The organism is Paenirhodobacter huangdaonensis (assembly GCF_004022465.1).
GTDB lineage: Bacteria > Pseudomonadota > Alphaproteobacteria > Rhodobacterales > Rhodobacteraceae > Rhodobacter > Rhodobacter huangdaonensis.
Genome location: NZ_SAVA01000013.1, coordinates 20,212 through 41,998 on the forward strand (window position 1 = coordinate 20,212; position 21,787 = coordinate 41,998).

A 21,787-nucleotide genomic window follows, 5' to 3' on the forward strand; every position below is an offset into this window, starting at 1 on the left:
GCGACAGATGACCGAAGTTTCCATCGTGATCCCCGCCAAGAACGAGGCGGAAAACATCGAGACGCTGCTCGACGGGATCGATGCGGCGCTTGCGGGCCGTGACTACGAGGTGATCGTGGTCGACGATGCCTCGGACGACGGCATGGCCGATATTTTGCGCGCAAGGCTCGTGCGGGCGCCGCGGCTGCGGGTGCTGCGCCATGACGTGTCGGGCGGACAGTCGGCGGCGGTGAGCTCGGGCGTGCGCGCGGCGCATGGTGCGATCTGTGCGACGCTCGACGGCGACGGGCAGAACCCGCCCGAGGAGCTGCCGAAGCTGATCGCGCCGCTCGAGGTGCCGGGGGCCGAGGCGATCGGGCTGGTCGCCGGGCAGCGCGTGGCGCGGCAGGACACGCTGTCGAAGCGGCTTGCGTCGAAATTCGCGAACGGGCTGCGGGCGCGGGTGCTCAACGACCACACCCGCGACACCGGCTGCGGGCTCAAGGCCTTTCGCCGTGCGCCCTATCTGGACCTGCCCTATTTCGACCACATGCACCGCTATCTGCCCGCGCTGTTCGCGCGCGACGGCTGGGGTGTGGCGCATGTCGACGTGAGCCACCGGCCGCGCGGCGGCGGGCGCTCGCATTATTCGAACCTGCAGCGCGGCCTTGTCGGCATCGTCGATCTGGCCGGCGTCGCCTGGCTGATCCGGCGCCGCAAGAAGGCGCGCCCGACCGAGGTGACGAAATGACCGAATGGCTGGAAAAGCTGCTCCATGTCGGCTCGACGACCGAGCTTTTGTGGGTGATCTTCGGCCTTGCCGCGCAGCTGATGTTCACCGCGCGCTTCCTGCTGCAATGGATCGCCTCGGAGCGTGCCAGGGATTCGGTGATGCCGGTGGCGTTTTGGTATTTCTCGCTCGCGGGCGGGGTGATGCTGCTCGCCTATGCGCTTTACCGCGCCGATCCGGTGTTCATTCTGGGCCAGGCGCTCGGCGTGGTGATCTATGCGCGCAACCTGTGGCTGATCTATGCCAAGCGTCGCCGTGAAGCCTGAGCCGTCGCGGCCCGAGGCCGGGGGCTGGCTTGGCCCGGTGCTGGCGATCGTCGCGGCGGTGACGGTGGCGCGGGTGCTGGCGCTGGTCTTCGACCGCACCGATCTTTTCGTCGACGAGGCGCAATACTGGCTCTGGGGGCAGCGCTTCGACTTCGGCTATTACTCGAAGCCGCCGCTGATCGGCTGGCTGATCCGCGCGGTGACCGATCTCGCGGGATCGAGTGCGCCGTTCTGGGTGCGGCTGCCGGCGCCGGTGCTGCACGGGCTGACCGGGATGATCCTTGCGGCGCTTGCCGCCCGCATCGCCGGGCGTGGCGCCGCGATCTGGACGGCAGCGCTTTACGTCACGCTGCCCTTCACCGCCGTCGGCTCGGCGATGATCTCGACCGATACGGTGATGGCGCCCTTCTTCGCCGCGGGCCTGCTGTTCTTCTGGCGGCTTGGCGAGAGCGGGCGGGCGGGCGACGCGCTGGCGCTTGGCCTGTGCGTGGGCTTTGCCTTCCTGGCGAAATACGTGGCGCTGTTCCTGCCGGCGGGGATCGTGCTGGCGGTGCTGGTCGCGCCCGCGCGGCGGATCGGCTGGGGCAACGCGCTGCTTGCGACGCTCGCTTTCGCGCTGGTGATCGCGCCGAATGTGGCGTGGAACGTGACGCATCAGTTCGCCACGCTCGAGCACACGATGGACAATGTCGGCTGGGTGCGCGGGGGGGCGGGGCTGAACTGGGCCTCGATGGGCGGCTGGCTCGCGGCGCAGATCGCGGTCTTCGGTCCGGTCACCATGGTTGCGCTGCTGCTTGGCGTGATCGGGGCCCGCAGCGCGGACCGGCGCGCGCTCGCGGTGCTGGCCTTGCCGCCGCTGGTCGTGGTGACGGTGCAGGCGCTTTTGGACAAGGCCTATGCGAACTGGGCGGTCTCGGCCTATCTCGCGGGCGTGATCCTTGCCGTGCTGGTGTTGCCGCGGTGGGGCCGGTGGCTGGCGCTGCTGACGAACCTCGTTGCGGTGACGGCGGTCGCGGCGCTGACCGTTCTGGCCCCCTGGCCTGCGCCGGGCGGCAAGCCGCTTTTGAACCGCTACCTCGGCCGCACCGAGCTGAGCCGGCGCATCCTCGCCCTTGCGACCGCCGAGGGCGTGCCGGTCTACAGCGACGACCGCGACATCCTCGCCGATCTCTTCTACACCGGCCGCGATGCCGGGGTGACGATCTATGCTCCGCGCCCGACGGGCCGGCCGATGAACTATTACGAGCAGAATTTCCCGTTGCCCGCCGATTTTGCCGGCCGCATTCTGGTCATTCGCCGCAGCCCGATCGACTGCGGCGCGGGGCCCGTGCCGCCGGCGGGGATGCTGAACGGCTCGGGCACCTGGGAAGGGAAGGGGGTCACCCCCTACATCGTGCCGGGAGAGTGCCTGAATGCCGCGCCTTGACCTGAGCCTGACCGGACGCTGGCTGCTGGCCGGCTGGATTGCCGCGGTGGCGCTGTTTTGCGGCGCGCCCTCGGTCGATCTGGCGATCTCGGGGCTGTTCTGGCACGCGGGGGCGGGCTTCGATGTCATCACCAACCCGCTCTGGGAATGGCTGCGCCAGCGGCTGTGGGATCTGGCGCTGATCGTGCTGGTGGTGGCGATCGTCGCCATGGTGCGCGCCTTCGCCAAGGGCCGCAACGTCTGGGGCCTGCCGTCGCGGGCCTGGGGATTCGTGGTGACGCTGTATCTGCTCGGACCGGGACTGATCGTGAACGGCGTTCTCAAGGCCTATTCCGGCCGCGCCCGCCCCGCCTTCGTGACCGAATTCGGCGGCACCAAGCTGTTCACCCCGGCCGGTCAGTTCGCCGATCAGTGCACGCGCAACTGCTCCTTCGTCTCGGGCGAGGTCTCGGCGGCGGTGGCGCTGGCCGTGGCGCTGTGGCTGGCCTCGGTGCTCTGGTCGCGGATCGAGCGCTGGCAGCGGCTCTACCTGCGCGCGGTGGCGCTGTTCATCCCCGCCTTCGTCATCGTGCAGCGGGTGGCGACGGGGCGGCACTTCGCCTCGGACGCGGTCTTTGCCGCGCTGATCACCCTGACCCTCGCCTGGGGGCTTTACGCGCTGTTCGCCGGGCAGCTTCCGCGCCGGCGCAATGCCGCAGGGGCGCCCGGCGGGCGCTGTTGACAAGGGGGCCGACTCCTCCTATAGCCGCCGCTACCTGATGGGCGCAGTGTGCCCTGAGGGTGGAGTTCAGCGGCCAAGTCCGGGCCCACCGGCCCCTTGCCCTGAAGACGACGACGCATTCGGCCCGCCGCAAGGCGGGAAGGGTGCGGTTTGGCGTTTCACGATCTGCGTGAGACGCCGTCGAGAAGCGGCTCAGCCTCGCGCGGGAATCCCACCGGGCCGGGTTGAGAGTATTGACAGAGCAAACACGGGGAACCGGAATGCCTACCATCCAACAGCTGATCCGCAAGCCGCGGCAGCCCAAGGTGCAGCGATCGAAGTCGCAGCACCTCCAGCAGTGCCCGCAGAAGCGCGGCGTCTGCACGCGCGTCTACACCACGACGCCGAAGAAACCGAACTCGGCTATGCGTAAGGTCGCCAAGGTGCGCCTGACGAACGGCTTCGAAGTCATCTCCTACATCCCGGGCGAAAAGCACAACCTGCAGGAGCACTCCGTTGTGCTCATCCGCGGCGGTCGTGTGAAGGACCTTCCGGGTGTGCGCTATCACATCCTGCGCGGTGTTCTGGATACCCAGGGCGTCAAGGATCGTCGTCAGCGTCGTTCGAAATACGGCGCGAAGCGGCCGAAGTGAGGAGTGTGAAGCATGTCTCGTCGTCACGCCGCTGAGAAGCGCGAAGTTCTGCCCGACGCCAAATATGGCGATCGCGTGCTGACCAAGTTCATGAACAACCTGATGATCGACGGCAAGAAGTCTGTTGCCGAGCGGATCGTCTACAATGCCCTCGACCGTGTCGAAGGCAAGCTCAAGCGCGAGCCCGTGGAAGTCTTCCACGAGGCCCTCGACAACGTGAAGCCTTCGGTCGAAGTGCGTTCGCGTCGCGTCGGCGGTGCCACCTATCAGGTCCCGGTCGAAGTGCGTCCGACCCGTCGTGAGGCGCTGGCGATTCGCTGGCTGATCACCGCGGCCAAGAACCGCAACGAGCACACCATGGAAGAACGCCTGGCCGGCGAGCTTCTGGATGCGGTGAACTCGCGCGGTGCCGCCGTGAAGAAGCGGGAAGACACCCACAAGATGGCCGACGCCAACAAGGCGTTCAGCCACTACCGCTGGTAAGAGAGGAACCCCTCATGGCACGCGAATATCCGCTGGAGCTCTATCGTAACTTCGGGATCATGGCCCACATCGATGCGGGCAAGACCACGACGACGGAGCGCATCCTCTACTACACCGGCAAGTCCCACAAGATCGGCGAGGTGCATGACGGCGCCGCGACGATGGACTGGATGGAGCAGGAACAGGAACGCGGGATCACCATCACCTCGGCGGCGACCACCACCTTGTGGCAGCGCACCGAGACCGGCACCCATGAGGGGCCGAAATACCGCTTCAACATCATCGACACCCCCGGCCACGTCGACTTCACCATCGAAGTCGAACGCTCGCTGGCGGTGCTCGACGGTGCTGTGTGTCTGCTCGACGCCAACGCTGGCGTCGAGCCGCAGACGGAAACCGTGTGGCGTCAGGCCGACCGCTACAAGGTTCCGCGCATCGTCTATGTCAACAAGATGGACAAGATCGGTGCCGACTTCTTCAACTGCGTGAAGATGATCAAGGACCGCACCGGCGCCACCCCGGCTCCGGTCGCGCTGCCGATCGGTGCGGAAGACAAGCTGGAAGGCATCGTCGACCTCGTCACCATGGACGAATGGGTCTGGAAGGGTGAAGACCTCGGCGCGAGCTGGGTCCGTCAGCCGATCCGTGACGAGCTGAAGGACGTCGCCGACGAATGGCGCGGCAAGCTCGTCGAGCTCGCCGTCGAACAGGACGACGCCGCGATGGAAGCCTACCTCGAGGGCACCGAGCCCGAAGAGGCGGAACTGCGCAAGCTGATCCGCAAGGGCACCCTGGCGATGGCCTTCGTTCCGGTCCTCGCCGGTTCGTCGTTCAAGAACAAGGGCGTGCAGCCGATGCTGAACGCCGTGGTCGACTATCTGCCGAGCCCGCTCGACGTGCCGGCCTATGTCGGCTTCGCCCCGGGCGACGAGACCGAAACCCGCAACATCGAGCGTCATGCCTCGGACGAAGAGCCCTTCTCGGCTCTGGCGTTCAAGATCATGAACGACCCCTTCGTCGGCTCGCTGACCTTCACCCGCATCTATTCGGGCGTCCTCAAGAAGGGCGACCAGATGATGAACGCGACGAAGGGCAAGCGCGAGCGCGTCGGCCGCATGATGATGATGCACGCCATCAACCGCGAGGAAATCGAAGAAGCCTTCGCGGGCGACATCATCGCGCTGGCCGGCCTGAAGGAGACCACCACGGGCGACACCCTGTGCGATCCGACGAAGCCGGTCGTCCTGGAAACCATGACCTTCCCCGAGCCGGTGATCGAGATCGCCGTCGAGCCGAAGTCGAAGGCTGACCAGGAAAAGATGGGCATCGCTCTGGCGCGTCTCGCGGCCGAGGATCCGTCCTTCCGCGTCGAGACCAACTTCGAATCGGGCCAGACGATCATGAAGGGGATGGGCGAGCTTCACCTCGACATTCTCGTCGATCGCATGCGGCGCGAATTCAAGGTCGAGGCGAACATCGGTGCGCCGCAGGTGGCCTATCGCGAGACGATCTCGCGCGAAGCCGAAATCGACTACACGCACAAGAAGCAGACCGGTGGTACCGGCCAGTTCGCGCGCGTCAAGCTCGTCATCACCCCGACCGAACCGGGCGAAGGCTATTCGTTCGAGTCGAAGATCGTGGGCGGTGCGGTGCCGAAGGAATACATCCCCGGCGTCGAAAAGGGCATCAAGTCGGTGATGGACTCGGGTCCGCTCGCGGGCTTCCCGGTGATCGACTTCAAGGTGGCGCTGATCGACGGTGCGTTCCACGACGTCGACTCCTCGGTGCTCGCCTTCGAAATCGCGACCCGCGCGGCGATGCGCGAAGGCCTGAAGAAGGCCGGCGCCAAGCTGCTCGAGCCGATCATGAAGGTCGAAGTGGTGACCCCGGAAGAATACACCGGCGGCATCATCGGTGACCTCACCAGCCGTCGCGGCATGGTGCAGGGTCAGGACACCCGCGGCAACGCGAACGTGATCCACGCCTTCGTGCCGCTCGCGAACATGTTCGGCTACATCAACAACCTGCGGTCGATGTCCTCGGGCCGCGCGGTCTTCACCATGATCTTCGATCACTACGAAGGCGTGCCGCAGAACATCTCGGACGAGATCCAGAAGAAATACGCCTGAGGCTGATGGCGTCCGGGGCTGACCCCGGGCGCCTCTTCCCAGGTTCACGGACTACAGGAGGCCAGTATGGCAAAGGCAAAGTTTGAACGGACGAAACCGCACGTCAACATCGGCACGATCGGCCACGTTGACCACGGCAAGACGACGCTGACGGCTGCGATCACCAAGTACTTTGGTGAATTCAAGGCGTATGACCAGATCGACGGCGCGCCGGAAGAGAAAGCCCGCGGGATCACGATCTCGACGGCGCACGTGGAATACGAGACGGCTGCGCGTCACTATGCGCACGTCGACTGCCCCGGCCACGCGGACTATGTGAAGAACATGATCACCGGCGCGGCGCAGATGGACGGCGCGATCCTGGTGGTTTCGGCGGCCGACGGCCCGATGCCGCAGACGCGCGAGCACATCCTGCTCGGCCGTCAGGTCGGCATTCCGTACATCGTTGTGTACATGAACAAGGTCGACCAGGTGGACGACGAAGAGCTGCTGGAGCTCGTGGAGATGGAAATCCGCGAACTTCTGTCGGCCTACGGCTACCCGGGCGACGAGACCCCGATCATCAAGGGCTCGGCTCTGGCCGCTCTCGAAGGCCGTGATCCGGAAATCGGCGAGAACTCGATCCGCTCGCTGCTGGCGGCGGTCGACGAGTACATCCCGACCCCGGTGCGCGCTGTCGACCAGCCGTTCCTGATGCCGATCGAAGACGTGTTCTCGATCTCGGGCCGCGGCACGGTTGTGACCGGCCGTGTCGAGCGTGGCGCGGTGAACGTCGGCGACGAACTCGAGATCGTCGGCATCCGCGCGACGAAGAAGACGACCTGCACCGGCGTCGAGATGTTCCGCAAGCTGCTCGATCGCGGCGAAGCGGGCGACAACATCGGCGCGCTGCTGCGCGGCATCGACCGCGAGGGCGTGGAACGTGGTCAGGTCCTGGCGAAGCCGGGCTCGGTGACCCCGCACACCGAGTTCGAGGCCGAGGCCTACATCCTGACGAAGGAAGAAGGCGGCCGTCACACGCCGTTCTTCGCGAACTACCGTCCGCAGTTCTACTTCCGCACCACCGACGTCACCGGCACCGTGAAGCTGCCGGAAGGCACCGAGATGGTGATGCCGGGCGACAACCTGAAGTTCACCGTCGAGCTGATCGCCCCGATCGCGATGGAAGAGAAGCTGCGCTTCGCCATCCGTGAAGGCGGTCGCACCGTCGGCGCCGGCGTCGTCTCCAAGATCCTCAAGTGATCTCGGCGGCGGGGCGACCCGCCACCGACATTGGTAAGTGAAACGATGGTGCGCCTTCGGGCGCACCATTTGCTCTTGACAGACTCGGGCCGCTCCCGTAGAGCGCCCCGGATCTCCAAGAGATTGTGGTTCGATGCAGGCGTCGCATTCGGCGGTGTCTGCCTCTCAACCTGATAGCCCCTGCGAGAGGCAAGACTAAATGAGTGGTCAGAACATCCGCATCCGGCTCAAGGCGTTCGATTACCGCGTGCTGGACGCCAGCACCCAGGAAATCGTGAACACCGCCAAGCGTACCGGTGCACAGGTCCGCGGGCCGATCCCGCTGCCCAACAAAATCGAGAAATTCACGGTTCTCCGTGGTCCGCACATCGACAAGAAGTCGCGCGACCAGTGGGAAATCCGCACGCACAAGCGCCTGCTCGATATCGTCGATCCGACTCCCCAGACCGTGGACGCGCTGATGAAGCTCGACCTCGCCGCTGGCGTCGACGTCGAGATCAAGGTCTGAGGAGGCACGCCATGACTCAACGTTCTGGTGTTATCGCCAAGAAGCTGGGGATGACCCGGCTGTTCCTCGAAGACGGCAAGCAGGTCCCGGTGACCGTGCTGCAGCTCGACAACCTCCAGGTCGTCGCGCAGCGCACCGTCGAGACCGACGGCTACACCGCCGTTCAGCTCGGCGCCGGCGAAGCCAAGGCGAAGCGCGTGTCGGCAGCGATGCGTGGCCACTTCGCGAAGGCGAACGTCGCGCCGAAGCGCAAGCTGGCCGAGTTCCGCGTGGACCCGGAAAACCTGATCGACGTCGGTGCCGAGATCTCGGCCGAGCACTACAATGCCGGCCAGTTCGTCGACATCGCCGGCACCTCGATCGGTAAGGGCTTTGCGGGCGTCATGAAGCGCCACAACTTCGGCGGTCTGCGCGCCTCGCACGGCGTGTCGATCTCGCACCGTTCGCACGGTTCGACCGGCCAGTGCCAGGACCCGGGCAAGGTGTTCAAGGGCAAGAAGATGGCTGGCCATCTGGGTGCCGTGCGTGTCACCACGCAGAACATCCAGGTCGTCAAGACCGATGCCGACCGCGGCCTGATCCTGGTGAAGGGCTCCGTGCCCGGCGCCAAGGGTGGCTGGGTCACCATCAAGGACGCCGTCAAGAAGCCGCTGCCGTCGGACGTTCCGATGCCGGCCGGCCTGAAGATGGCTGCCGCTGCTCCGGCCGAAGAAGTCTCGGTCGAAGGGGGTGAAGCATGAAACTCGATGTGATCACGCTTGACGGCGGCAAGGCCGGCTCGATCGATCTGGATGACGCGCTGTTCGGCCTCGAGCCGCGCGCCGACATCCTGCATCGCGTCGTGCGCTGGCAGCGCGCCAAGGCTCAGCAGGGCACCCACTCGGTGCTCGGCAAGTCGGACGTCAGCTACTCGACCAAGAAGATCTATCGCCAGAAGGGCACCGGCGGCGCTCGCCACGGTTCCAAGAAGGCCCCGATCTTCCGTCACGGTGGCGTCTACAAGGGCCCGACCCCGCGGTCGCACGCCCATGACCTGACGAAGAAGTTCCGCGCGCTTGGCCTGCGCCACGCGCTCTCGGCCAAGGCGAAAGCCGGCAACCTCGTGGTTCTGGATGCGGCCGATATGGCCGAAGCCAAGACCAAGCTGCTTGCCAAGGCCGCGAAGGAGCTGGGCTGGAAGAAGGTTCTGGTGATCGACGGCTCCGCCGTGGATGAGAACTTTGCCAAAGCCGCGCGCAACATCGAAGGCATCGACGTGCTGCCGTCGATGGGCGCCAACGTCTATGACATCCTGAAGCGTGAGACCCTGGTCCTCACGAAGGCGGGTGTCGAAGCTCTGGAGGCTCGCCTGAAATGAGCGCGAAACCCGAACACTACGACGTGATCGTGAAGCCGGTCATCACCGAAAAGGCCACCATGGCCTCGGAGAACGGCGCGGTGGTCTTCCAGGTCGCGAAAACGGCTACCAAGCCGGCGATCAAGGAAGCTGTCGAGACCCTCTTCGGCGTCAAGGTGAAGGCGGTCAACACCACCATCACCAAGGGCAAGACCAAGCGTTTCCGCGGCATGGCCGGCGTGCGCTCGGACGTGAAGAAGGCCTATGTGACGCTGGAAGACGGTCAGACGATCGACGTCTCGACCGGCCTCTGAGGTCATCGGTCAGAAATTGGAAAGGCCCTCGCGTTTGCGGGGGCCTTTTCGCTTGTGCGGGGATGCTCCCATGCCGAAACTAATTTCAATCCCTACAAATGAGCATTTCTTTGAGTGACAGGAGCGGATATGGAATTCAGCGCGTTTCTCGACCATCTCCGAGACGCCTATCTGGTTGAGTTTGAGGCGGCTTACGAGCAACAAAAGTCTGAGCGCGGAGCGATCCATCCGGAAGTCGCATTCGAGATCTCTGGCGACACCTATCGGCACATCTATGTCGTTGATTTTATCGCCGGGAAGGCCGGTAGGGGCATCGCGATAGAGGTCAATCCGGGCCGGCAGGCCTATGTGAGCGGCGGGCCGTTTGTTTACGATGGGATGACTGTCAGCTTTCGCTGCGCATCTTGGGACGGGATGGCCTTCGCGCTCACACCGGTCACGCCTCAGCTTCACGGTTTCGAGCCTTGGTTCGATCGGTGGGTGAATCTTGACGAGCAATCCCCTGTCGTTGGCGGCCATCATTCGGGCGGGATTCACAGCGCCGTTCTGGGCGAGCGACATCTGGAGGTCGACTTCGGGACGGCACCGATCGACGCGCTCACCGGCCTTTTGAAAATCTTCGCCGAAAATGGCGTGCGTGAAGTGAAGGTTGCAAGTTCGAAGACGCCCGAGCCGTGCGACTAACAAAGCGTAACCTGCCTATAGACTCGCCCCCCCATCCCTGCTACATCGCGCCAGTCTCGCAGCCCCGGATTCGTTCCGGGGCGCTTGATTATTGAACTCGGGGACCTTCGGGGCCCTTTACACACAGACAGGCGGGGCAACCTGCCGCAAGCTAACGGAAGACAGAAAGCATGGCACTCAAGTCGTATAAGCCGACGACGCCGGGCCAGCGTGGGCTGGTTCTGATCGACCGTTCGGAGCTTTGGAAAGGCCGTCCGGTCAAAGCCCTCACTGAGGGCCTGATCAAGACCGGTGGCCGGAACAATACCGGGCGCGTCACGATGTGGCACAAGGGTGGCGGCGCCAAGCGTCTCTACCGCGTCGTTGATTTCAAGCGTCGCAAGTTCGACGTCCCGGCGGTCGTCGAGCGGATCGAATACGATCCGAACCGTACCGCCTTCATCGCGCTGATCAAGTACCAGGACGGCGAACTCGCCTACATCCTGGCGCCGCAGCGTCTCGCCGTCGGCGACACCGTTTTCTCGGGTCCGAAGCACGACATCAAGCCGGGCAACGCGATGCCGTTCTCGGGCATGCCGATCGGCACGATCGTGCACAACGTCGAGCTGAAGCCGGGCAAGGGCGGTCAGCTGGCCCGTGCGGCCGGCACCTACGCTCAGTTCGTCGGCCGTGACGGCGGCTATGCCCAGATCCGCCTGTCCTCGGGCGAGCTGCGCATCGTGCGTCAGGAATGCATGGCCACCATCGGTGCCGTGTCGAACGCCGACCACTCGAACCAGAACTTCGGTAAAGCTGGTCGTATGCGCCACAAGGGCGTGCGTCCGACCGTCCGCGGCGTCGCGATGAACCCGATCGATCACCCGCATGGCGGTGGTGAAGGCCGGACCTCGGGTGGCCGTACCCCGGTGACCCCGTGGGGCAAGGACACCAAGGGCAAGAAGACTCGCTCGAACAAGAAGACGGACAAGTACATTCTCCGTTCGCGCAACGCCAAGAAGGGTCGCTAACACATGGCACGTTCTATCTGGAAAGGCCCCTTCGTCGACGCCTATCTGCTGAAGAAGGCGGAGAAGGCGAAAGCTTCGGGCAAATCCGACGTGATCAAGATCTGGTCGCGCCGCTCCACCATCCTGCCGCAGTTCGTTGGTCTGACCTTCGGCGTCTACAACGGCCAGAAGCACATCCCGGTCAACGTGACCGAGGAAATGATCGGCCAGAAGTTCGGTGAATATTCGCCGACCCGGACCTATTACGGTCACGCCGCCGACAAGAAAGCCAAGAGGAAGTAAGAGCCATGGGTAAGGAAAACAATCCGCGCCGCGTGGCGGAAAACGAGGCTTTCGCCAAGGCGAAGATGCTGCGCACCTCGCCGCAGAAGCTGAACCTCGTCGCTGCGATGATCCGTGGCAAGAAGGTCGAGAAGGCGCTTGCCGATCTCACCTTCTCGAAGCGCCGCATCGCCGGTGAGGTGAAGAAGTGCCTGCAGTCGGCCATCGCCAATGCCGAGAACAACCATGGCCTCGACGTCGACACCCTGGTCGTCGCCGAAGCCTGGGTCGGCAAGAACCTGGTCATGAAACGCGGCCGTCCGCGCGCCCGTGGTCGTTTCGGCAAGATCATGAAGCCGTTTTCGGAAATCACCATCAAGGTGCGTCAGATCGAGGAGCGTGCGTAATGGGACAGAAGGTCAACCCGATCGGGATGCGCCTCCAGGTCAACCGCACCTGGGACAGCCGCTGGTTCGCCGAGTCGAAAGACTATGGTGACATGCTGCTCGAAGACCTGAAGATGCGCGACTTCATCCATGAAGAAGCGAAGCAGGCCGGCATCAGCCGCGTGATCATCGAGCGTCCGCACAAGAAGTGCCGCGTGACCATTCACGCTGCGCGTCCGGGCGTCATCATCGGCAAGAAGGGCGCGGACATCGAAGTCCTGCGCAAGAAGCTGGCGAACTTCACGAAGTCGGAACTGCACCTCAACATCGTCGAGGTCCGCAAGCCCGAACTCGACGCCCAGCTGGTGGCCGAATCGATCGCGCAGCAGCTCGAGCGCCGCGTGTCCTTCCGTCGTGCGATGAAGCGCGCCGTGCAGAACGCGATGCGCATGGGCGCCCTCGGCATCCGGGTGAACGTTGCCGGCCGTCTCGGCGGCGCGGAAATCGCCCGTACCGAATGGTACCGTGAAGGTCGCGTGCCGCTGCACACCCTGCGTGCCGACATCGACTATGCGCTGTCCGAAGCGTCGACCCCCTACGGGATCATCGGCGTGAAGGTCTGGATCTTCAAAGGCGAGATCATGGAACATGATCCGCAAGCACGCGACCGCAAGGCCGCCGAGGCCCAGGAAGGCCCGGCGCCGCGTGGCCCGCGTCGCGACGCACGTTGAGGGGTATGAGAGATGCTGCAACCGAAACGGACGAAGTTCCGCAAACAGCACAAGGGCCGTATTCACGGTGAAGCTAAGGGCGGCTTCAACCTGAACTTCGGGTCCTTTGCGCTGAAGGCCACCGAGCCGGAGCGTGTGACCGCGCGCCAGATCGAAGCCGCGCGTCGTGCGATCACCCGTCACATGAAGCGTCAGGGCCGGGTCTGGATCCGCGTGTTCCCGGATGTGCCGGTGTCGTCGAAGCCCACCGAAGTCCGTATGGGTAAAGGTAAGGGCTCGGTCGATTACTGGGCGGCCAAGGTGAAGCCGGGCCGGATCATGTTCGAGATCGACGGCGTGTCGGAAGTGGTTGCGCGCGAGGCCCTGCGCCTTGGCGCCAACAAGCTGCCGGTGCTGACCCGCATCGTGGCGCGCGAAGACTGGTAATCCGGTCTTCAGGCGAAAAGTTCAGGCCCCCCGAGCGAATCGGGGGGCCTTTTCATTTGTCGCGACGGGCGGGGCAGGGGCCCGGCCCCGCGCCACGGGGATGCCGGGGCGAAGCCACAAATGCGAAAACCCGCGACGAATCGCGGGCGAGGCAACAAAAGTTGCCACCTGGGCTGGGTTTCAGGCTGGGAAGGTTGGCTGCCCTCCGTGGATTCGAACCACGCTTACCTGAGTCAGAATCAGGCGTCCTGCCGCTAGACGAGAGGGCAACAGGGAGAAAGCGCTTCGCCGCGAACGGCTTCTGCCTTCTTGCGTGGCCCAAGTAAGGGGTTGTGCGGCCGGCGTCAACCGGGAAATTGCATTTTGTCGCGCTTCCGTGAAAGGGCGGCATTTGTCATTGCCAGACTGGGGCTCTGGTGCTATAGGCCGCGGGTCCGGCACGCCGGGCAGACATAACCCACCAGGATCAGGGTCACCCAAGGGGCCCTCTGGTGCCAGAAAAGGATCGTGGCATGAAAGCCCAAGAACTCAAGGCGAAGACGCCTGATGAGCTCCGCGATGCGCTGATCGCGCTGAAGAAGGAAGCCTTCAACCTCCGCTTCCAGCAGGCCACCGGCCAGCTCGAGAACACCGCCCGCATGCGCTCCGTCCGTCGTGACGTTGCCCGCATCCAGACGGTGCTGACCGCCAAAGCCGCTGAAGCCGCGAAGTAAGGAGTCTTCCGATGCCCAAACGTATCCTGCAAGGCGTCGTCACCTCGGACAAGAACGACCAGACGGTCACTGTCCTCGTGGAACGCCGCTTCAAGCACCCGCTTTTCCAGAAGACGGTGCGGAAGTCGAAGAAATACCGCGCCCATGACGCGGAGAACACTTTCAAGACCGGTGACACCGTTCGCATCGAAGAGTGCGCGCCGATCTCGAAAACGAAACGCTGGAGGGTTGTCGTCGAGGCCTGACATCCGTCAGGTCCCGGCGATAAACGTTCAGTTTATCGAAACCCTGGGGCTCGTCCCCACAGGTCGGGAGTAACCAAATGATCCAGATGCAGACCAATCTGGATGTCGCTGACAACTCCGGCGCACGCCGAGTTCAGTGCATCAAGGTCCTGGGCGGCTCGCATCGCCGCTACGCATCCGTGGGCGACATCATCGTGGTGTCGGTCAAGGAGGCGATTCCGAAGGGCCGCGTGAAGAAGGGGGACGTCCGCAAGGCCGTCGTCGTTCGCACCGCCAAGGAAGTCCGTCGCGAAGATGGCACCGCCATCCGCTTCGACCGCAACGCCGCCGTCATCCTGAACAACCAGGGCGAACCGGTCGGCACCCGTATCTTCGGGCCGGTCGTTCGTGAACTGCGCGCGAAGAACTTCATGAAGATCATCTCGCTCGCTCCGGAGGTGCTGTGATGGCTGCGAAGCTCCGCAAAGGCGACAAGGTCGTCGTTCTCGCCGGCAAGGACAAAGGCAAACAGGGTGAAATCACCACTGTCATGCCGAAGGACAACAAGGCCGTCGTCGAAGGCGTGAACATGGCGATCCGCCATACCCGCCAGACCCAGACCTCGCAGGGTGGCCGCATCTCGAAGGCGATGCCGATCGACCTGTCGAACCTCGCGCTCGTCGATGCCAACGGCAAGGCGACCCGCGTCGGCTTCCGCGTGGAAGGCGAGAACAAGGTCCGTTACGCCAAGACCACCGGGGAGGCGATCTGATGCTCGACCAGGCAACCTACACGCCCCGCCTGAAGACGCTGTACCGGGAAACCATCCGTCCGGCGCTGAAGGAAGAGTTTGGCTTCAAGAACGACATGCAGATCCCGCGTCTGGACAAGATCGTCCTGAACATGGGTGTCGGCGAAGCCGTCAAGGACACCAAGAAGGTCAAGCAGGCCGCCGAAGAGCTGACGCTCATCGCCGGTCAGAAGGCCGTCATCACCCACGCCAAGAAGTCGGTCGCCGGCTTCCGCGTTCGTGAAGAGATGCCGCTCGGCTGCAAGGTGACCCTGCGCGGTGACCGCATGTATGAATTTTTCGACCGCCTGATCAACGTGGCCCTGCCGCGCGTCCGCGACTTCCGCGGCGTGAAGGGCTCTTCGTTCGATGGCCGTGGCAACTACGCGATGGGGCTCAAAGAGCAGATCGTGTTCCCCGAAATCGACTTCGACAAGGTCGACGAGGTGCTCGGCATGGACATCATCATCTGCACCACCTCGAGCGTGGATGCGGAAGCGAAGGCGCTGTTGAAGCATTTCAACATGCCGTTCAACAGCTGATCGCCGGAGAGAATTTATGGCCAAGAAATCCATGGTTGAACGCGAAGTGAAGCGCGCGAAGCTGGTGAAGCAATACGCCACCAAGCGCGCCTCGCTGAAAGCGATCATCGAAGACCAGTCCAAGCCGATGGAAGACCGCTTCAAGGCGACCCTGAAGCTCGCGGAACTGCCGCGCAACTCGTCGGCGACCCGGCTGCACAACCGTTGCCAGCTGACCGGTCGTCCGCATGCTTACTACCGTAAGCTCAAACTCTCGCGGATCATGCTCCGTGACCTGGCCTCGTTCGGCCAGATCCCGGGCATGGTGAAGTCGAGCTGGTAAGGGAGAGACGGGAATGTCTGTGAACGATCCTCTCGGCGATATGCTGACCCGCATCCGCAACGCGCAAATGCGCGGCAAGTCCACCGTGCGCACCCCCGCGTCCAAGCTGCGTGCTTGGGTGCTCGACGTGCTGGCGGCGGAAGGCTACATCCGTGGCTACGAGAAGAAGGACGGCACGCAGGGCCTGCCGGAACTCGAGATCTCGCTCAAGTATTTCGAGGGCACCCCGGTGATCCGCGAGCTGAAGCGCGTCTCGACCCCCGGCCGTCGCGTGTACGCTTCGGTCAAGGAGATCCCGACGGTCCGTCAGGGCCTGGGCATCTCGATCGTCTCCACGCCCAAGGGCGTCATGACGGACGCGGCCGCGCGCACTGCCAACGTTGGCGGTGAAGTGCTCTGCACCGTGTTCTAAGGAGGGAAGCATGTCTCGTATTGGTAAAAAACCGGTCGAGCTGCCTGCTGGCACCACTGCCAAGCTGGACGGTCAGACCATCGAAGTGAAGGGCCCGAAAGGGACCCGCAGCTTCACCGCCACCGACGACGTGACCCTCACGCTCGAGGGCAACACCGTCAAGGTCACTCCGCGTGGCACGTCCAAACGGGCGCGTCAGCAGTGGGGCATGGCCCGCTCGATGATCGAGAACCTCGGCGTCGGCGTCACCACCGGCTTCAAGAAAGAGCTCGAAATCCAGGGCGTGGGTTACCGCGCCGCGATGCAGGGCAAGGTTCTGAAGCTCTCGCTCGGCTATTCGCACGAAGTGAACTTCGAGGTGCCCGAAGGCGTGACCGTCACGTCGGCGAAGCCCACCGAAATCACCGTCGAGGGCATCGACCAGCAGCTGGTCGGTCAGGTCGCGGCGAACATCCGCGAGTGGCGGCAGCCGGAGCCCTACAAGGGCAAGGGCATTCGCTACAAGGGCGAGTACATCTTCCGCAAGGAAGGCAAGAAGAAGTAAGGGTGGCGAAAATGGCGAACAACAAACGCGATCTGTTCCTCAAGCGCCGCCTGCGCGTGCGGAACAAGCTTCGTGCGATGGCCAACGGGCGTCTGCGCCTCTCGGTCTATCGCTCCTCGAAGAACATCAGCGTCCAGCTGATCGACGACGTCAAGGGCGTGACCCTTGCCTCGGCCTCGACGCTCGAAAAAGAGCTCGGCGTCGTCGGCAAGAACAACGTCGAAGCGGCGGCGAAGATCGGTTCGGCGATTGCCGAGCGCGCGAAGGCGGCGGGTGTCGAAGAATGCTACTTCGACCGTGGCGGCTTCCTCTTCCACGGGAAGATCAAGGCGCTTGCCGATGCAGCCCGCGAAGGCGGTCTGAAGTTCTGATCCGGTGGGGGACGTCCGCGTCCCCCCGATGATCCGGGAACGGCCCGGCGGCATGCCGCCTCGGGCCGCTCACCAGGATTGGAGACCACGGCGTGTGCGCACGCCATCACCAAAAGGAATGCCTCATGGCAGAACGTGAACATCGCCGGGACCGCCGCGCCGAGCGCGAGGAAACCCCGGAATTCGCCGATCGCCTGGTTGCGATCAACCGCGTGTCGAAGACGGTGAAGGGCGGCAAGCGCTTCGGTTTCGCCGCGCTCGTGGTGGTCGGTGACCAGCGCGGCCGCGTCGGCTTCGGCAAGGGCAAGGCCAAGGAAGTTCCGGAAGCGATCCGCAAGGCGACCGAGCAGGCGAAGCGCTCGCTCGTCCGCGTTCCGCTGCGCGACGGCCGCACGCTGCACCACGACGTCGAGGGCCGTCACGGCGCTGGCAAGGTGGTGATGCGGACCGCCGTTGCCGGTACCGGGATCATCGCCGGCGGCCCGATGCGTGCCGTCTTTGAGATGCTGGGCGTGCAGGACGTGGTTGCGAAGTCGATCGGCTCGCAGAACCCGTACAACATGATCCGGGCCACGCTCGACGGCCTGAAGAAGGAAGCCTCGCCCCGTCACGTCGCGGCCCGCCGCGGCAAGAAGGTGGCGGACATCCTCGCCAAGCCCGAAGCCGACGCTTCGGCCGAAGCCTGAGGAGACTGACCGATGACGAAGAAAACCATCGTCGTGCAGCAGGTGGCCTCGGCCGCCCGCCGTCCCGCGATCCAGACCGCGACCCTGAAGGGCCTCGGCCTGAACAAGGTCCGCCGCACCCGCGAGCTGGAAGATACCCCGGCCGTCCGCGGCATGGTCAACAAGATCTCGCATCTTGTGAAGATCATCGAAGAGCGCGGCTGAGCGCCCTTCGCGACTGACAAGAAGCGCCCCGGCCTGGCCGGGGCGTTTTTCATTGGAACCTGCCCGCACGACGAAGGAGACGGCGATGGACATGGCACAACAGAAGGCGGAGACGCTGCGGACCTTCCGCGAGATCGCCGCGATGGAACCGCTGCCCGAACGTGGCCGCGTCGCGTTCCAGTTCGTCGCCGAGGACCCGCGCGCCGACTGGGACGGCTTCGGCGAGGCGGTCGAGGGCATGGGCTATGAGGCCGAGGGCTTCGAGGCGGTGGAGGAAGACGAGGACGATTGCCTCGAGATCACCACGCCCGAGATGGCCCTGACGGCCGAGGGGCTCTGGGCCGAGGAAGAAAAGTTGACGCTGCTCGCCGCGGTCTACGGCTTCATCCCCGACGGCTGGGGATTCGTCGGCGCCTGAAGGGCGCCCCCAAGATGAGTTTGCGCGATGAGTGAGGACATCGAGGGTGCGCCGGTTGACGAGCGCATTTGCAAGCTGTGCAGGTTTGCCCGGAGACTCTTCCTGCTGGCCTGGCTCCACTCCGCGGCTTTCGCAGCCGTAAGCGTTTCGCTGGGAGGGACGACGGGCCTCGGCAAGGTTGTCGGTGACCAGTACTTTCTGGGGGACCACTGGCGGTATAGGCCGGTTTCGAAGGCTGTCTACGAGTTGATGGCGGTCTATGAGCGCATTGCCTTGGTGGTCTTCATTCTCGGCTTTGCCGCGATCATGCTTCATAATGTGCTGCGGCAGTGCAAGGACGTCCCGAAGCGTTGGGAGGTCTGGTGAGGCCCGATCAACCGGCTTGACCGGCGCGCCCCATCCCCGCTATACGCCCCCGGTGGCCCGCTTCGGGTCCAGACTCAACAAGAAACGCCGTGTGCCCTCTTCTGTCGCTTGCGAGGGGGTTTCCGGCAAAGGAGAAGCGACATGAAACTCAACGAACTCCGCGACAACGCGGGCGCCGCGAAGAAATCCAAGCGCGTTGCGCGCGGCCCGGGCTCGGGCAAGGGCAAGACCGCCGGCCGTGGTATCAAGGGCCAGAAGTCGCGTTCGGGCGTCGCGCTCGGCGGCTATGAAGGCGGCCAGATGCCGCTCTACCGGCGTCTGCCGAAGCGCGGCTTCACCAAGCCGAACCGCCTCGACTTCGCCGTCGTCAACCTCGGCCTGATCGAGAAGTTCATCTCGGAAGGCAAGATCGACGCCTCGGTCGAGATCACCGAAGACGTGCTGATCGCTTCGGGCCTCGTGCGCCGCAAGCTCGACGGCATCCGGGTTCTGGCCAAGGGCGAGATCACCTCGAAGGTCACGCTGACCGTGACCGGCGCCTCGAAGCCGGCGATCGAAGCCGTCGAGAAGGCCGGTGGCAAGCTGACCGTTGCCGCGCCCGCCGCTGAATAAGCGGTTGTCGGCGGGCTCCGGCCCGCTTACATAAGGCAACAGTTTTCCAGGCGCCGCCGACCGGGAGACCGTCGCGCGGCGCCTTTCGCATGAAAGAGACTGCATATGGCTTCTGCTGCAGAGCAAATGGCGGCGAACCTCAGCTGGGAGGCCCTCGGCAAGGCCACCGAGCTGCGGCAGCGCATCTACTTCACCATCGGCCTCCTCATCATCTACCGGCTCGGCACCTACATCCCGGTGCCCGGCATTGATGCGACTGCGCTGCGCGAGTTCATGGACAAGGCGGGCTCGGGCATCGGCGGCATGCTGTCGATGTTCACCGGCGGCGCGCTTGGCCGCATGGGCATCTTCGCGCTCGGCATCATGCCCTATATCTCGGCCTCGATCATCGTGCAGCTGCTGACCGCCCTCGTGCCGTCGCTCGAGCAGATGAAGAAGGAAGGCGAGCAGGGCCGCAAGAAGATCAACCAGATCACCCGCTATGCGACGGTGGGGCTTGCCACCTTCCAGGCCTGGGGGCTGGCGGTCAGCCTCGAGAAGGGCGACCTTGCCCATACCCCGGGCTTCTTCTTCCTCGCCTCGGTGGTGGTGACGCTGGTCGGCGGCACGATGTTCCTGATGTGGCTGGGCGAGCAGATCACCTCGCGCGGCATCGGCAACGGCGTCTCGCTGATCATCTTTGTCGGCATCGTCGCAAACATCCCGGCGGCGCTTGCGCGCTTCCTCGAGCAGGGCCGGACCGGTGCCGTCTCGCCCCCGGTGATCCTTGGCGTGATGGTGATGGTGCTCGTGGTGATCGCCTTCGTGGTGTTCATGGAGCGCGCGCTGCGCAAGATCCATATCCAGTATCCCCGTCGTCAGGTGGGCATGAAGATCTATGACGGCGGCTCGTCGCATCTGCCGATCAAGGTGAACCCGGCGGGCGTGATCCCGGCGATCTTCGCCTCGTCGCTGCTGCTGCTGCCGACCACGATCTCGACCTTCTCGGGCAGCCAGACCGGCCCGATCATGTCGACGATCCTCGCCTATTTCGGCCCCGGCCAGCCGCTCTACCTCGCGTTCTTCACCGCGATGATCGTCTTCTTCGCCTATTTCTACACCGCGAACGTGGCGTTCAAGTCGGACGAGGTTGCCGACAACCTGAAGAACCAGGGCGGCTTCATCCCGGGCATCCGGCCCGGCAAGAAGACCGAGGAATATCTCGATTACGTCGTGGCACGCGTGCTGGTGATCGGCTCGGCCTATCTCGCCGCCGTCTGCCTGCTGCCCGAGATCCTGCGCTCGCAACTGTCGATCCCGTTCTACTTCGGCGGCACCTCGGTGCTGATCGTGGTCTCGGTGACGATGGACACGATCAATCAGGTCCAGTCGCACCTGCTGGCGCACCAGTACGAGGGGCTGATCGAACGTTCGCAATTGCGCGGCAAGAAAAAGTCGGGCCGGAAGGCGCCCGCACGCCGCTGATCTACCGGGGGAAGTGACATGACCAACATCATCCTGCTGGGGCCGCCCGGCGCAGGCAAGGGCACGCAGGCGCGCAAGCTGGTGGAGGAGCGCGGCATGGTGCAGCTGTCGACCGGCGACATGCTGCGCGAGGCCAAGACCTCGGGGACCGAGATGGGCCGCCGCGTCGCCGAGGTGATGGACCGCGGCCAGCTGGTGACCGACGAGATCGTCATCGGCCTGATCGAGGAGAAGCTGAACACGGTGCAGGCCTCGGGCTTCATCTTCGACGGCTTCCCGCGCACGCTGGCGCAGGCCGATGCGCTTGGCGAGCTGCTGGCGAAGAACGGCCAGACCCTTGATGCGGTGATCGAGATGCGCGTCGACGACGCCGCGCTCGTCGCCCGGATCACCGGCCGCTATACCTGCGGCAATTGCGGCGAGGTCTATCACGACGAGACCAAGCCGACGAAGGTTGCGGGGGTGTGCGACGTCTGTGGCAGCCACGACATGAAGCGGCGCGCCGACGACAACGAGGACAGCCTCAAGACCCGGCTGATGGAATATTACAAGAAGACCTCGCCGCTGATCGGGTACTACTACCACGCGCGCAAGCTCTTCACCGTCGACGGGCTGGCCGAGATCGACGCCGTGGCTGCGGCCGTCGCCGCGATCCTTGACGGCAAGGCAGAGTGACATCTTGACGCTTGACCCGGTAGGCAAAAGCCTCTAGGTCACAGCGTCTCGCAAGAGAATCGCCTGAGTCTTCAGGTGAGGGGCCCGGAGCAAGAGGTTTCGGGCCTTGTTGTGAAAAAAGGT

Annotated in this window: 34 protein-coding genes and 1 tRNA gene; 34 read left to right on the forward strand and 1 reads right to left on the reverse strand. The window is 64.4% G+C overall.

Annotated elements, in window-relative coordinates:
- Window positions 1-7 precede the first annotated feature (7 nt).
- The 18 genes from EOW66_RS17410 to rplP all read left to right on the forward strand — a co-directional run bounded on the left by EOW66_RS17410 (window position 8) and on the right by rplP (window position 13,321).
- Window positions 8-730, forward strand: coding sequence for a glycosyltransferase family 2 protein (locus EOW66_RS17410; protein WP_128157608.1), 723 nt, complete (start codon window positions 8-10; stop codon window positions 728-730).
- On the forward strand, window positions 727-1,035 hold the full coding sequence (locus EOW66_RS17415) for a lipid-A-disaccharide synthase N-terminal domain-containing protein (protein WP_128157610.1): 309 nt from the start codon (window positions 727-729) through the stop codon (window positions 1,033-1,035). Before EOW66_RS17410 ends, EOW66_RS17415 begins: the two co-directional genes overlap by 4 nt.
- Window positions 1,025-2,461: an ArnT family glycosyltransferase gene (locus tag EOW66_RS17420; protein WP_164881177.1), complete on the forward strand. Its 1,437-nt coding sequence runs from the start codon at window positions 1,025-1,027 to the stop codon at window positions 2,459-2,461. Before EOW66_RS17415 ends, EOW66_RS17420 begins: the two co-directional genes overlap by 11 nt.
- Window positions 2,448-3,182 (forward strand): phosphatase PAP2 family protein, encoded by a 735-nt coding sequence (locus tag EOW66_RS17425; RefSeq protein WP_128157614.1) that lies wholly within the window; start codon window positions 2,448-2,450, stop codon window positions 3,180-3,182. The genes EOW66_RS17420 and EOW66_RS17425 overlap by 14 nt, the downstream gene beginning before the upstream one ends.
- 260 nt (window positions 3,183-3,442) lie before the next feature.
- A complete protein-coding gene (rpsL, locus tag EOW66_RS17430; RefSeq protein ID WP_096433949.1) occupies window positions 3,443-3,814 on the forward strand; it encodes a 30S ribosomal protein S12 in 372 nt (123 codons plus the stop codon).
- Window positions 3,815-3,826: 12 nt separating this feature from the next.
- Window positions 3,827-4,297, forward strand: a complete 471-nt coding sequence (rpsG, locus tag EOW66_RS17435; protein WP_113901729.1) for a 30S ribosomal protein S7 — start codon at window positions 3,827-3,829, stop codon at window positions 4,295-4,297.
- A 14-nt stretch (window positions 4,298-4,311) separates the two neighbouring features.
- Window positions 4,312-6,426 (forward strand): elongation factor G, encoded by a 2,115-nt coding sequence (fusA, locus tag EOW66_RS17440; RefSeq protein ID WP_128157616.1) that lies wholly within the window; start codon window positions 4,312-4,314, stop codon window positions 6,424-6,426.
- A gap of 66 nt (window positions 6,427-6,492) precedes the next feature.
- On the forward strand, window positions 6,493-7,668 hold the full coding sequence (gene tuf / locus EOW66_RS17445; protein WP_113901716.1) for an elongation factor Tu: 1,176 nt from the start codon (window positions 6,493-6,495) through the stop codon (window positions 7,666-7,668).
- A gap of 199 nt (window positions 7,669-7,867) precedes the next feature.
- Complete coding sequence (gene rpsJ, locus EOW66_RS17450; protein ID WP_013066043.1) at window positions 7,868-8,176, forward strand: 30S ribosomal protein S10; 309 nt, start codon at window positions 7,868-7,870, stop codon at window positions 8,174-8,176.
- An 11-nt stretch (window positions 8,177-8,187) separates the two neighbouring features.
- A complete protein-coding gene (gene rplC, locus EOW66_RS17455; RefSeq protein WP_128157618.1) occupies window positions 8,188-8,916 on the forward strand; it encodes a 50S ribosomal protein L3 in 729 nt (242 codons plus the stop codon).
- Complete coding sequence (gene rplD, locus EOW66_RS17460; RefSeq protein WP_128157620.1) at window positions 8,913-9,533, forward strand: 50S ribosomal protein L4; 621 nt, start codon at window positions 8,913-8,915, stop codon at window positions 9,531-9,533. Before rplC ends, rplD begins: the two co-directional genes overlap by 4 nt.
- Window positions 9,530-9,826, forward strand: coding sequence for a 50S ribosomal protein L23 (locus tag EOW66_RS17465; RefSeq protein WP_128157623.1), 297 nt, complete (start codon window positions 9,530-9,532; stop codon window positions 9,824-9,826). The genes rplD and EOW66_RS17465 overlap by 4 nt, the downstream gene beginning before the upstream one ends.
- A gap of 129 nt (window positions 9,827-9,955) precedes the next feature.
- Window positions 9,956-10,510 carry a hypothetical protein gene (locus EOW66_RS17470; RefSeq protein WP_128157625.1) on the forward strand — a complete coding sequence of 185 codons (555 nt, stop codon included), beginning with the start codon at window positions 9,956-9,958 and terminating at the stop codon, window positions 10,508-10,510.
- Window positions 10,511-10,680: 170 nt separating this feature from the next.
- Window positions 10,681-11,517, forward strand: coding sequence for a 50S ribosomal protein L2 (rplB, locus tag EOW66_RS17475; protein WP_113901735.1), 837 nt, complete (start codon window positions 10,681-10,683; stop codon window positions 11,515-11,517).
- A gap of 3 nt (window positions 11,518-11,520) precedes the next feature.
- Window positions 11,521-11,799 (forward strand): 30S ribosomal protein S19, encoded by a 279-nt coding sequence (gene rpsS / locus EOW66_RS17480; RefSeq protein ID WP_113901736.1) that lies wholly within the window; start codon window positions 11,521-11,523, stop codon window positions 11,797-11,799.
- Between the two features lie 5 nt (window positions 11,800-11,804).
- Window positions 11,805-12,185 carry a 50S ribosomal protein L22 gene (rplV, locus tag EOW66_RS17485; protein WP_128157627.1) on the forward strand — a complete coding sequence of 127 codons (381 nt, stop codon included), beginning with the start codon at window positions 11,805-11,807 and terminating at the stop codon, window positions 12,183-12,185.
- Window positions 12,185-12,895, forward strand: coding sequence for a 30S ribosomal protein S3 (gene rpsC, locus EOW66_RS17490; protein WP_113901738.1), 711 nt, complete (start codon window positions 12,185-12,187; stop codon window positions 12,893-12,895). Before rplV ends, rpsC begins: the two co-directional genes overlap by 1 nt.
- A 12-nt stretch (window positions 12,896-12,907) precedes the next feature.
- Complete coding sequence (gene rplP / locus EOW66_RS17495; RefSeq protein WP_113901739.1) at window positions 12,908-13,321, forward strand: 50S ribosomal protein L16; 414 nt, start codon at window positions 12,908-12,910, stop codon at window positions 13,319-13,321.
- 195 nt (window positions 13,322-13,516) lie between these two features.
- Here rplP and EOW66_RS17500 read toward each other — a convergent pair.
- A tRNA-Gln gene (locus tag EOW66_RS17500) sits at window positions 13,517-13,590 on the reverse strand.
- 243 nt (window positions 13,591-13,833) lie between these two features.
- Here EOW66_RS17500 and rpmC point away from each other — a divergent pair.
- The 16 genes from rpmC to EOW66_RS17580 all read left to right on the forward strand — a co-directional run bounded on the left by rpmC (window position 13,834) and on the right by EOW66_RS17580 (window position 21,664).
- Window positions 13,834-14,034: a 50S ribosomal protein L29 gene (gene rpmC / locus EOW66_RS17505; RefSeq protein ID WP_128157629.1), complete on the forward strand. Its 201-nt coding sequence runs from the start codon at window positions 13,834-13,836 to the stop codon at window positions 14,032-14,034.
- A gap of 11 nt (window positions 14,035-14,045) precedes the next feature.
- Window positions 14,046-14,279 carry a 30S ribosomal protein S17 gene (rpsQ, locus tag EOW66_RS17510; protein ID WP_128157631.1) on the forward strand — a complete coding sequence of 78 codons (234 nt, stop codon included), beginning with the start codon at window positions 14,046-14,048 and terminating at the stop codon, window positions 14,277-14,279.
- 77 nt (window positions 14,280-14,356) lie between these two features.
- Entirely contained in the window at window positions 14,357-14,725 is a 369-nt protein-coding gene (gene rplN / locus EOW66_RS17515) for a 50S ribosomal protein L14 (protein ID WP_013066055.1), read from the forward strand.
- Window positions 14,725-15,030, forward strand: coding sequence for a 50S ribosomal protein L24 (rplX, locus tag EOW66_RS17520; protein WP_113902047.1), 306 nt, complete (start codon window positions 14,725-14,727; stop codon window positions 15,028-15,030). Before rplN ends, rplX begins: the two co-directional genes overlap by 1 nt.
- Window positions 15,030-15,590, forward strand: a complete 561-nt coding sequence (gene rplE / locus EOW66_RS17525) for a 50S ribosomal protein L5 (RefSeq protein ID WP_128157633.1) — start codon at window positions 15,030-15,032, stop codon at window positions 15,588-15,590. The genes rplX and rplE overlap by 1 nt, the downstream gene beginning before the upstream one ends.
- Window positions 15,591-15,606: 16 nt before the next feature.
- On the forward strand, window positions 15,607-15,912 hold the full coding sequence (gene rpsN, locus EOW66_RS17530) for a 30S ribosomal protein S14 (RefSeq protein ID WP_128157635.1): 306 nt from the start codon (window positions 15,607-15,609) through the stop codon (window positions 15,910-15,912).
- A 13-nt stretch (window positions 15,913-15,925) separates the two neighbouring features.
- Window positions 15,926-16,324, forward strand: a complete 399-nt coding sequence (gene rpsH, locus EOW66_RS17535) for a 30S ribosomal protein S8 (protein WP_113902053.1) — start codon at window positions 15,926-15,928, stop codon at window positions 16,322-16,324.
- A gap of 10 nt (window positions 16,325-16,334) precedes the next feature.
- Window positions 16,335-16,868, forward strand: a complete 534-nt coding sequence (rplF, locus tag EOW66_RS17540) for a 50S ribosomal protein L6 (protein ID WP_113902055.1) — start codon at window positions 16,335-16,337, stop codon at window positions 16,866-16,868.
- An 11-nt stretch (window positions 16,869-16,879) separates the two neighbouring features.
- Window positions 16,880-17,239: a 50S ribosomal protein L18 gene (gene rplR, locus EOW66_RS17545; protein ID WP_113902081.1), complete on the forward strand. Its 360-nt coding sequence runs from the start codon at window positions 16,880-16,882 to the stop codon at window positions 17,237-17,239.
- A gap of 125 nt (window positions 17,240-17,364) precedes the next feature.
- On the forward strand, window positions 17,365-17,925 hold the full coding sequence (rpsE, locus tag EOW66_RS17550; protein WP_113902056.1) for a 30S ribosomal protein S5: 561 nt from the start codon (window positions 17,365-17,367) through the stop codon (window positions 17,923-17,925).
- Window positions 17,926-17,937: 12 nt separating this feature from the next.
- Complete coding sequence (rpmD, locus tag EOW66_RS17555; RefSeq protein ID WP_113902057.1) at window positions 17,938-18,129, forward strand: 50S ribosomal protein L30; 192 nt, start codon at window positions 17,938-17,940, stop codon at window positions 18,127-18,129.
- An 85-nt stretch (window positions 18,130-18,214) separates the two neighbouring features.
- A complete protein-coding gene (locus EOW66_RS17560) occupies window positions 18,215-18,547 on the forward strand; it encodes a ribonuclease E inhibitor RraB (protein ID WP_128157637.1) in 333 nt (110 codons plus the stop codon).
- A 27-nt stretch (window positions 18,548-18,574) separates the two neighbouring features.
- Window positions 18,575-18,913, forward strand: a complete 339-nt coding sequence (locus EOW66_RS17565; RefSeq protein ID WP_128157639.1) for a hypothetical protein — start codon at window positions 18,575-18,577, stop codon at window positions 18,911-18,913.
- 141 nt (window positions 18,914-19,054) lie between these two features.
- Entirely contained in the window at window positions 19,055-19,525 is a 471-nt protein-coding gene (gene rplO / locus EOW66_RS17570) for a 50S ribosomal protein L15 (protein WP_128157641.1), read from the forward strand.
- A 105-nt stretch (window positions 19,526-19,630) separates the two neighbouring features.
- Entirely contained in the window at window positions 19,631-20,989 is a 1,359-nt protein-coding gene (gene secY, locus EOW66_RS17575; protein ID WP_128157643.1) for a preprotein translocase subunit SecY, read from the forward strand.
- 18 nt (window positions 20,990-21,007) lie between these two features.
- The gene (locus tag EOW66_RS17580) at window positions 21,008-21,664 is read left to right on the forward strand and encodes an adenylate kinase (protein ID WP_128157645.1); all 657 of its coding nucleotides are present in this window, start codon (window positions 21,008-21,010) and stop codon (window positions 21,662-21,664) included.
- Window positions 21,665-21,787: the final 123 nt, after the last annotated feature.

Excerpts from the sequence above, each read along its gene's own strand:
- rpmD (WP_113902057.1), top strand. The coding sequence starts at position 17,938 with ATGACGAAGAAAACCATCGTCGTGCAGCAGGTGGCCTCGGCCGCCCGC.
- rpsN (WP_128157635.1), top strand. The coding sequence starts at position 15,607 with ATGGCCAAGAAATCCATGGTTGAACGCGAAGTGAAGCGCGCGAAGCTG.
- rplP (WP_113901739.1), top strand. The coding sequence starts at position 12,908 with ATGCTGCAACCGAAACGGACGAAGTTCCGCAAACAGCACAAGGGCCGT.
- EOW66_RS17465 (WP_128157623.1), top strand. The coding sequence starts at position 9,530 with ATGAGCGCGAAACCCGAACACTACGACGTGATCGTGAAGCCGGTCATC.
- rpsC (WP_113901738.1), top strand. The coding sequence starts at position 12,185 with ATGGGACAGAAGGTCAACCCGATCGGGATGCGCCTCCAGGTCAACCGC.
- EOW66_RS17470 (WP_128157625.1), top strand. The coding sequence starts at position 9,956 with ATGGAATTCAGCGCGTTTCTCGACCATCTCCGAGACGCCTATCTGGTT.
- rpsE (WP_113902056.1), top strand. The coding sequence starts at position 17,365 with ATGGCAGAACGTGAACATCGCCGGGACCGCCGCGCCGAGCGCGAGGAA.
- rplR (WP_113902081.1), top strand. The coding sequence starts at position 16,880 with ATGGCGAACAACAAACGCGATCTGTTCCTCAAGCGCCGCCTGCGCGTG.
- rplF (WP_113902055.1), top strand. The coding sequence starts at position 16,335 with ATGTCTCGTATTGGTAAAAAACCGGTCGAGCTGCCTGCTGGCACCACT.
- rpsJ (WP_013066043.1), top strand. The coding sequence starts at position 7,868 with ATGAGTGGTCAGAACATCCGCATCCGGCTCAAGGCGTTCGATTACCGC.
- rpsS (WP_113901736.1), top strand. The coding sequence starts at position 11,521 with ATGGCACGTTCTATCTGGAAAGGCCCCTTCGTCGACGCCTATCTGCTG.
- EOW66_RS17415 (WP_128157610.1), top strand. The coding sequence starts at position 727 with ATGACCGAATGGCTGGAAAAGCTGCTCCATGTCGGCTCGACGACCGAG.
- rpsH (WP_113902053.1), top strand. The coding sequence starts at position 15,926 with ATGTCTGTGAACGATCCTCTCGGCGATATGCTGACCCGCATCCGCAAC.
- rplV (WP_128157627.1), top strand. The coding sequence starts at position 11,805 with ATGGGTAAGGAAAACAATCCGCGCCGCGTGGCGGAAAACGAGGCTTTC.
- rplC (WP_128157618.1), top strand. The coding sequence starts at position 8,188 with ATGACTCAACGTTCTGGTGTTATCGCCAAGAAGCTGGGGATGACCCGG.
- rpsG (WP_113901729.1), top strand. The coding sequence starts at position 3,827 with ATGTCTCGTCGTCACGCCGCTGAGAAGCGCGAAGTTCTGCCCGACGCC.
- EOW66_RS17410 (WP_128157608.1), top strand. The coding sequence starts at position 8 with ATGACCGAAGTTTCCATCGTGATCCCCGCCAAGAACGAGGCGGAAAAC.
- EOW66_RS17565 (WP_128157639.1), top strand. The coding sequence starts at position 18,575 with ATGAGTGAGGACATCGAGGGTGCGCCGGTTGACGAGCGCATTTGCAAG.
- rplE (WP_128157633.1), top strand. The coding sequence starts at position 15,030 with ATGCTCGACCAGGCAACCTACACGCCCCGCCTGAAGACGCTGTACCGG.
- EOW66_RS17560 (WP_128157637.1), top strand. The coding sequence starts at position 18,215 with ATGGACATGGCACAACAGAAGGCGGAGACGCTGCGGACCTTCCGCGAG.
- EOW66_RS17580 (WP_128157645.1), top strand. The coding sequence starts at position 21,008 with ATGACCAACATCATCCTGCTGGGGCCGCCCGGCGCAGGCAAGGGCACG.
- fusA (WP_128157616.1), top strand. The coding sequence starts at position 4,312 with ATGGCACGCGAATATCCGCTGGAGCTCTATCGTAACTTCGGGATCATG.
- rpmC (WP_128157629.1), top strand. The coding sequence starts at position 13,834 with ATGAAAGCCCAAGAACTCAAGGCGAAGACGCCTGATGAGCTCCGCGAT.
- rplB (WP_113901735.1), top strand. The coding sequence starts at position 10,681 with ATGGCACTCAAGTCGTATAAGCCGACGACGCCGGGCCAGCGTGGGCTG.
- rpsQ (WP_128157631.1), top strand. The coding sequence starts at position 14,046 with ATGCCCAAACGTATCCTGCAAGGCGTCGTCACCTCGGACAAGAACGAC.
- rplN (WP_013066055.1), top strand. The coding sequence starts at position 14,357 with ATGATCCAGATGCAGACCAATCTGGATGTCGCTGACAACTCCGGCGCA.
- tuf (WP_113901716.1), top strand. The coding sequence starts at position 6,493 with ATGGCAAAGGCAAAGTTTGAACGGACGAAACCGCACGTCAACATCGGC.
- EOW66_RS17425 (WP_128157614.1), top strand. The coding sequence starts at position 2,448 with ATGCCGCGCCTTGACCTGAGCCTGACCGGACGCTGGCTGCTGGCCGGC.
- rpsL (WP_096433949.1), top strand. The coding sequence starts at position 3,443 with ATGCCTACCATCCAACAGCTGATCCGCAAGCCGCGGCAGCCCAAGGTG.
- secY (WP_128157643.1), top strand. The coding sequence starts at position 19,631 with ATGGCTTCTGCTGCAGAGCAAATGGCGGCGAACCTCAGCTGGGAGGCC.
- rplX (WP_113902047.1), top strand. The coding sequence starts at position 14,725 with ATGGCTGCGAAGCTCCGCAAAGGCGACAAGGTCGTCGTTCTCGCCGGC.
- rplO (WP_128157641.1), top strand. The coding sequence starts at position 19,055 with ATGAAACTCAACGAACTCCGCGACAACGCGGGCGCCGCGAAGAAATCC.
- rplD (WP_128157620.1), top strand. The coding sequence starts at position 8,913 with ATGAAACTCGATGTGATCACGCTTGACGGCGGCAAGGCCGGCTCGATC.